Source organism: Parageobacillus sp. NEAU-HV-2, assembly GCF_059115485.1.
This window is the reverse complement of the sequence record NZ_JBXUJJ010000012.1, coordinates 62,840-70,065: the sequence shown is the minus strand read 5'-3', so window position 1 is coordinate 70,065 and position 7,226 is coordinate 62,840. Positions and strand designations below refer to the sequence as shown.

At 43.6% G+C, this 7,226-nt stretch carries 7 protein-coding genes; 5 read left to right on the top strand and 2 right to left on the bottom strand.

Going from position 1 to position 7,226, the window contains the following annotated elements; all coding sequences use genetic code 11:
- Positions 1 to 41: 41 nt before the first annotated feature.
- Entirely contained in the window at positions 42 to 1,865 is a 1,824-nt protein-coding gene (kimA, locus tag AC1WMD_RS16115; protein ID WP_494257990.1) for a potassium transporter KimA, read from the top strand.
- 140 nt (positions 1,866 to 2,005) lie between these two features.
- On the opposite strand, the gene AC1WMD_RS16110 is transcribed toward kimA, so the two are convergent.
- On the bottom strand, positions 2,006 to 2,803 hold the full coding sequence (locus tag AC1WMD_RS16110; RefSeq protein ID WP_494257986.1) for an FTR1 family iron permease: 798 nt from the start codon (positions 2,801 to 2,803) through the stop codon (positions 2,006 to 2,008).
- Between the two features lie 305 nt (positions 2,804 to 3,108).
- Between AC1WMD_RS16110 and AC1WMD_RS16105 the strand changes: the two genes are divergently transcribed.
- From AC1WMD_RS16105 to AC1WMD_RS16095, 3 genes are all read left to right on the top strand, one after another.
- Positions 3,109 to 3,405 (top strand): transposase, encoded by a 297-nt coding sequence (locus AC1WMD_RS16105; protein ID WP_043905191.1) that lies wholly within the window; start codon positions 3,109 to 3,111, stop codon positions 3,403 to 3,405.
- 154 nt (positions 3,406 to 3,559) lie between these two features.
- Positions 3,560 to 3,760: an alpha/beta-type small acid-soluble spore protein gene (locus AC1WMD_RS16100; protein WP_043905190.1), complete on the top strand. Its 201-nt coding sequence runs from the start codon at positions 3,560 to 3,562 to the stop codon at positions 3,758 to 3,760.
- 413 nt (positions 3,761 to 4,173) lie between these two features.
- On the top strand, positions 4,174 to 4,722 hold the full coding sequence (locus AC1WMD_RS16095; RefSeq protein WP_043905189.1) for a GNAT family N-acetyltransferase: 549 nt from the start codon (positions 4,174 to 4,176) through the stop codon (positions 4,720 to 4,722).
- Positions 4,723 to 4,957: 235 nt separating this feature from the next.
- On the opposite strand, the gene AC1WMD_RS16090 is transcribed toward AC1WMD_RS16095, so the two are convergent.
- Positions 4,958 to 5,104, bottom strand: coding sequence for a YjcZ family sporulation protein (locus AC1WMD_RS16090; RefSeq protein ID WP_088124178.1), 147 nt, complete (start codon positions 5,102 to 5,104; stop codon positions 4,958 to 4,960).
- Between the two features lie 460 nt (positions 5,105 to 5,564).
- Between AC1WMD_RS16090 and AC1WMD_RS16085 the strand changes: the two genes are divergently transcribed.
- The gene (locus AC1WMD_RS16085; RefSeq protein ID WP_494257985.1) at positions 5,565 to 7,226 is read left to right on the top strand and encodes a class I adenylate-forming enzyme family protein; all 1,662 of its coding nucleotides are present in this window, start codon (positions 5,565 to 5,567) and stop codon (positions 7,224 to 7,226) included.

Sequence of the window (7,226 nt, the reverse complement as noted above, 5' to 3'; positions counted from 1 at the left end):
TAATATTTTTTATTGAAATTCTGCATATTGGTGGTGTACATATGTTTTCATCGTTAAAACGATTCTTAATCGGCAGACCGTTGAAATCAACCGAACTGGGAGAGCAAAAATTGAGTAAATTAAAGGCATTAGCCGTTTTATCTTCGGATGCTCTGTCTTCGGTTGCGTACGGTACGGAACAGATTTTGCTGGTTCTCGCAACGATTGGAGCTATTGCATTTTGGTATTCCATTCCTATTGCGATTGGCGTTCTTATTCTACTGGTGGCACTTATTTTATCGTATCGCCAAATCATTTACTCTTATCCGCATGGAGGCGGAGCTTACGTCGTTTCTAAAACGAACTTGGGTGTAAACCCGGGTCTCATTGCCGGAGGCTCTTTACTGGTCGACTATATTCTCACCGTGGCAGTAAGTGTGTCCGCGGGAACAGATGCCATTACATCGGCGTTTCCCACTTTACATCCATACACAGTTGGAATTGCTATCACACTGGTTGTGTTGATCACTATTCTTAATCTGAGAGGCGTCACCGAATCCGCTACCGTTTTGGCCTATCCCGTTTATTTGTTTGTGTTGGCGCTCGTTACTCTCATTATTGTCGGGATTTTTCGTATTATTAATGGACAAGCACCGTCTACTTTACATACACCGATCGGTACTGCGGTGCCTGGAATTACCTTATTCTTGTTGCTGCGGGCATTTGCCTCTGGCTGCTCTGCGTTGACAGGGGTAGAAGCGATCTCCAACGCCGTTCCCAATTTTAAGGAGCCGGCGGCAAAAAATGCTGCCAAAACGTTAGTGATGATGGGGTTCATTCTCGCAGTTTTATTTACAGGAGTCACTTTTTTAGCATACTGGTATGGAATTGCTCCGAAAGCAGAAGAGACGGTTGTTTCCCAGCTCGCTTCCGAGGTGTTTGGAAGAGGCGTGATATATTACTTTATCCAAGGAACCACTGCCCTTATTTTAGTGTTGGCGGCCAATACGGGATTTTCTGCATTTCCTTTGCTGGCCTATAATATGGCATCCGATAAATACATGCCAAGAATGTATCTGATACGCGGTGACCGTTTAGGATATTCCAACGGAATCATCACGCTTGGTTTTGCCTCCATTTTGTTGATTATCGCTTTTAAAGGGCAAACGGAACAGCTCATTCCTTTGTATGCGGTTGGCGTATTCATTCCTTTCACGTTGTCCCAAACAGGCATGATTGTCAAATGGGTGCGCGAAAAACCAGCGGGGTGGGTCCCGAAGCTGCTTACGAACTTGCTGGGAGCGATCATAACACTAACCGTACTGTGCATTTTCTTTATTACAAAATTTGCTCAAGTATGGTCTGTGCTTGTATTTCTTCCGATCATCGTATTTATTTTTCATCAAATCCATAAGCACTATGATGCGGTGGCGGAACAACTGCGGGTCAATCCCAATAAGATTCCAGACAAAATAGAGGGAAATGTCGTCATTGTACCTGTTGCGGGAATCACAAAGGTAGTAGAGCAATCCTTAAATTACGCCCAGGCCATTGGCGATTATGTATTGGCGGTATATGTGGCATTTGACCGGGAAAGCATGGTCCGGATGGAAGAGAAGTGGGAGAAGTGGAGGCCGGATATTCGCCTTGTTACACTCATTTCTCATTATCGTGATCTGATCACACCAATTTCCAAGCTAGTGGATACCATTGAAAGCAAGGCAGAGGAAAGAAACTATACAGTAACGGTTTTGATTCCTCAATTTATACCGAAAAAGGGCTGGCATAACTTTTTGCATAACCAATCGAGCGTTTTGTTGAGATTGCACCTTCTATATAAGAAAAATGTGATTGTCTCCACAGTTCCTTATCGGCTTCAGAAGTAAATATTCAACTGTAAGCGGGGATGATCGCTGACGATCATCCCCGTTTTTATGCATAATATTACCGCTTCTCTTATCATCTGTCTTCCATATGGATCAATTAGCTAGGAACATGAAGTATAGTCGAACGGCCAAGTTGTTTGTTATGAACGTTTCCGAACTATTGCTAAAATTCCGATTAAGGCTAAATAAACAAAATAACCGATCACTTGTAAACTTGTTGGCTTATCGGTGTAGCCTACTAATGCGTGCAACAGGTGGCCGGCGGCACTGTCACTGCTCAAGATGGAACTTGTATCCCATAAGGTTTCATTACCGAATGGTAGCCATCCGAGTTGCTGAAATTCTCCGATTCCACTTACTAAAAATCCTGCAGCAAATATGACAAGTAAAAAAGTTGAGAGATTGAAGAAGTATTCTACATTGATCTTTTTCCCAAGTGCATAGATTAAATAGCCAGTTACACTCCCGACTATAATCCCTAATACACCGAGTACTATATTTAGGACCGGGTTGGTTATTGACGTTAACGGAATCATAAACACGACCATCTCAAGTCCTTCTCGGAACACTGCCAAAAAGGTAAAGCCTACAATAGCAAACTTCGATCCCGTTTTGATTGCTGAATTTATCCTTGATTCGAGTTCTTCTTCTAGATTTTCGTTCTTTTTAATCGAGATTGCCATGTACGTTAACATACCAGACGCAAGCAAGTAGGATATACCTTCAATTTGCAATTCCAGGGGGGTACCTTCGTAATTTTGAATCGTCGAGTAAATTGCAACACCAGCGATGATTGATGCAATGATTGCTGCGAATACGCCTGTCCAAACGTCCCGGATACGATCACGCTGTCCGATTAAAATGAGATAGGTAGCCAAAATCGAACATAGCATCGAAGCTTCAAAAGCTTCACGGAAGAACATTAGAAAGGTTGCCACTTCCTCACCCCTTTCCTTTTTATATTAGCTACAGACCATGATTGGTGATGTTTCGTTATGAAATGGTTGCTGTAGCTTTGGTTTATAGTATGAAAAAAATTCGACATAGAAACGGACAAACTACCATGATCGACAGCACATTTTTAGAATAATAGGCATTGGTATTATGTTACAGAATCTAGCCGATTCATCCCATCGGCTTTAGCTATGGGACGAATCGGCTTCGAGCAAGGACTGATATGATCCCCTTATAGTAGACAGAAAAAGGAAGCCAATTATCTGTCTACTATGGAGGGGATTTTTCTATAGGGGAAATACGAAAAACATATGATGTAAAGTTTAAAAAGAAAGCTGTGGATTTATATTTGAAAGAGGGCATGGGCTATAAAACGGTGGCGAAAGAATTAGGGATTGATGATTTCATGGTACGTCGATGGGTGAAACGCTATGAACAGGAAGGAATGAAAGGGCTAGAGGAAAAACGAGAAAAGGTAAAAGGACCAGGCAGAGGAAGACCAGGAACTCGTCTAGAAGATCCTGAAACGAAAATCAAGCGTCTGAAGGCGGAAGTAGAGATGCTAAAAAAGCTCTTAAAGATGTGAAAGGGGGAATGGAAGCAGTACCAGCTCACAAGAAGTTCGCGATCATTCCACATTCAAAAATAGTAATTGGAAAAAATTACTTATCTCCCTTATGAATAAATAAGATTACCTCATCTAAAAATATTACCAACCTTACTAAAAAGGAGGAAACACAATGGCAAGAAGTAATAACAATCATTTAGTTCCGGGAGTAAAATCAGCAATAGAACAAATGAAATATGAAATTGCTCAAGAGTTTGGTGTAAATCTTGGGCCTGACACAACAGCACGTGCAAACGGCTCTGTTGGTGGAGAAATTACGAAGCGTTTGGTTGCGATGGCTCAACAACAATTAAGCAGTGGCAGATTCCAATAAGCATCAATCATCTTCCCACCTCGTAACGAGGGGGACTTTTTTCTTGTTAAAAAAAGACCTTCTCTCTTCTTTTAACATTTTTCGCGAGAAGTCTCCCTTCCTCTAAACGGAGTGAAGGAGGGAGAGGTTCATCGGGTTCCGTTTTGGAGTGCAAAACAGGCATTTGACACACAAAATGGCGTGCGAATTGGCCATCGATTCGGCACGCCATTTGTCTTTTTCAAATAAAGTCATTCACTTTGGCAGGAGAAAGTTTGAACTATCTCGAAGATGAGAAGATGAAAAGAATTTATAGAGAGTGTCAATGACATGCCAATTCAAGTGTCATTTCTTATGCCAATTTCCATGAGACGAGATACTCCATCCATTGCAAGATTCCTGAGATGTTTATATAGAAGAAGGGATGAGAAAAGATGAAATTGGTGGGACACAAAATCTATTTGCGATTTTTAAAGGATACAGATGCGGGTCCGTTGACAGAGATGCACCGTAGAAACCGGGAATTTTGGCAACGGTATACGCCAGATAGGACCGAGGAGTTCTATACGGAGGAATATCAGTTAAATCGAATCCAAACCAGCTTGGCGAAGATGGAAAGAGACGAGCAATACACATTCGGCATTTTCCTCGTCGGTACTGATGAGCTGATTGGCATCATTGAGTTGACAGAAGTGGTGCGTGGTCCTTTACAGACATGTTGGCTAGGCTATTATTTAGATCACTCGCACAACGGACACGGCTATACTACTGAAGCAGTGCGCCTGATCGTTGACTATGCCTTTGAGGTTCTCAAGTTACACAGAATCGAAGCAGGAGTCATGCCACATAACATCGGATCGATTCGAGTTTTGGAGAAGGCAGGATTCCATAAGGAGGGGCTTTCCAAGAAGAACGTGAAGATTAACGGAAGGTGGGAAGATCATTTCCACTTTGCTATCGTGAATCCAAATGATTCAGAATGACTAGGACACCTCAATTTTCCTATTCTTTGTGACAAAAATGGCTGCCCCCAAAATCGGATCAGCCATTTTTGATTATTAATTGGTCTGTTAAATTCCGGTGTTGGTTTTAGACCACACAAAAAGACCGAAATACATCGGTCTTTTTGTGTGCCTTGTTCAACCATGGCACTTGTAGTTCAACAAATAACGGGAATAGGCATTTGAGCAATTCTCAAATCCTCATAAGAAGGGGGAATTACCAGAATCCAAATCCTGGTCCATAACCACCGCAGCCATATCCTCTCCCGAAACCACCAAAGCAACCACAGCCAACAAGGATTAATAAGATGAACAGGATGACGATCAATGCAAAGCCAGCACCTGCAAATCCTCCAGCGCTCATTTAATGACACCTCCATTTATTTGCCTTCAGTTTATAATATAGGATTTTTTATCAGTTTGACTGGGCTTAAATCATTTTACGCGAATGTTTGATTATTTGTTATTGAATGATACTGCTCCGTTAGTTGAACAACCGCTGGAAAGCCAGAAGGTATCGAGTTCTCATGGTACTGTGCCATTCACACACATTTTTATTAGTTTTACGCATTGGCGAAGCCTCGAAATTGGCTTAAAATCAATGATTTAATATAAACCAATAGATAATTTCATTGATTATAAAACATAAATCGGTTATGATATAGACGAAATATTCAGAATGTTAATTTGTATAAAAAGTGAAAAAACATGCGAGCGGCGGTGATGAACAAATGGAATGTTTAACTGAAATTTTGTAAACGCTTACGATTTTTTTGTTACCACAACATACTGACTGGTTAGAATTTTAAAAGGATGGTGGGAAGATGGAGAAAACGCATTTTTACTGGCCGGGCAGCTTGCCAAAGCAATTGCGTTATTTGCTAGGTGAAAAACCGTTATATGAATATTTGCGCCACCGCGGCCTACATCAGGCAAATGATCCTGCTTATATTTTTTACGACCGTACGATCACGTGGGGAATGCTACTTGATCATGTCCACCGCTTCGCTCGCTATTTGCAAGAAAAAGGAGTGGAAAAAGGAAGCTATGTCGCGCTTTACATGCAAAACTGCCCACAGTATGTCATTGCCCACTTTGCCATTCAGCAGCTCGGCGGCATTGTCGTTCCGCTCAATCCAATGTACCGCGAGTCGGAGCTGGCTTATTTCTTTGCCGAAGTGCCGTTAACGGGAATTGTTGCCGGAGAAGAAGGATTTGCGCGCGTCAAGAACGCCGAGCAGCAAACCTCTCCGCTGTCCTTCATCGTCACTTGTCATTACGGCGATTATGCGGCTAAAGACGGCGATATCCCGCTTTGCGAGGAGCTGCTGCAGCCGAAACAACGCTGTGACGGCGCCGATGATTTTGCTTCCATCATGGACACCTATTCTCCATATGAAGATGCCGCACCACTAGATTTATGGAACGATGTCGGGCTGATCATTTTCACGTCCGGAACGACGGGGCGGCCAAAAGGGGCGATGCTGACGTATGGAAACGCGTTGTTTAAAACTGCCGCTTCAGCGCAGGCGAATCGGCTGACGGAAAAAGAGCGGCTGATGGCGCACTCGCCGCTGTGTCATATCGCCGGGATGGTGATGGGATTAAATACCCCTGTATATACGGGAAATCCATGCGTATTGTTTACGCGGTTTGACCCGCTCGCGACGATAAAAGCGATCGAGAAATATCGAATTACCGCGTGGTACAGCATCGCACCGATGAACGTCGCGATTTTGCAGGCGGCGGAAAGCGGCCGCTGCGATTTATCGAGCTTAAAGCGCAATTTAGTGACGAGTTTCGGCTTGCAAGTGACAAAAGAGTTAGCTGAGAAATGGGCGCGGGCGACAGGCGGCTGCCTGCTGTACGAAGCGGCTTATGGCTTAAGCGAAACGCATACGTGCGATACGTTTATGCCGGAGGAAAAAGTGAAATTCGGTTCGTGCGGCATTCCAACGTATGATACGGAAATTCGTATCGTCGACCCGGAAACGAAGGTGGATCTTGGTCCCGAAAGATCGGGGGAAATCGTCGTCAAAAACCCTGGTGTGTTTAAAGGCTATTTCCGCCGCGAAGACGCGACGAATGAAACGTTGAGAGACGGATGGGTGTATACCGGAGATATTGGCTATTTGGATGAAGACGGCTATTTATTTTTCCAAGGGCGCCTCAAAGAAATGATCAAAGTTTCCGGCTACAGCGTCTTTCCGGAAGACGTAGAAGCGCTGTTGAACAAACATCCCGCTATCAAGCAGTGCGCGGTCATTGGCGTGCCCGATCCGGTCAAAGGGGAAGTGCCGAAGGCGTTTGTTGTCATCAAAGAAGATTATAAAGGAAAGATTGGCGCGCAGGACATTATTGAGTGGGCGAAAGCGCATATGGCCGCCTTCAAATACCCGCGCTATGTCGAACTGATCGAGCAATTGCCAACGACGCCATCGGGAAAAGTACTGCGCAAATTGTTGAGGAAAGAACAGGAGAGATAA